This window comes from Polynucleobacter sp. 15G-AUS-farblos (genome assembly GCF_018882445.1).
GTDB lineage: Bacteria > Pseudomonadota > Gammaproteobacteria > Burkholderiales > Burkholderiaceae > Polynucleobacter.
This window is the reverse complement of the sequence record NZ_JACVOM010000023.1, coordinates 1-450: the sequence shown is the minus strand read 5'-3', so window position 1 is coordinate 450 and position 450 is coordinate 1. Positions and strand designations below refer to the sequence as shown.

Annotated in this window: 1 protein-coding gene; it reads right to left on the bottom strand. The window is 50.7% G+C overall.

What is annotated here, in order from left to right:
* A partial coding sequence (locus tag ICN41_RS11240) for a condensation domain-containing protein (protein WP_216293017.1) occupies positions 1 to 450 on the bottom strand: 450 nt, incomplete at both ends.

The following is a 450-nucleotide window of genomic DNA, read 5'->3' as shown; positions in this document are numbered from 1 at the left end:
GCGGACCTTGCTCTAAATTAAAAGGCTGGGCTAGATCATCTGCTTTTAGCTGCGCTAAGCGCTGTGCTTTAGTACCAGTTAGCTCAATGATCGTGCCATCGACTGCTGCCTTGCCACTACGAATAACGCCCATACCAGCAGCAATACTCGCTGGCGCTAGGACTAAACGCAAGACTGCATGACGGGCAATAAGCTGGGCCCAAGCACGCTCCATTGCGGGTAGGTCAAGTTGACCCTCAAATGTAAATACCATTTGTACGTGATACGGATCCAAAGCGTCTTCGCTGAGCGCAATGCTCTCAAATGCTAAACCATCTTGTAGCGGCGTTAGCGGCACTACATCTTCTAAGTCAGGATACAGTTGCACTAACTCATCAAGTTGAGTAGGGCTCAGGGTGGCGCTAGCAGCTTCTGGATAGAGCGCTGCTTCATGGGCTGCGACTAAAGCAA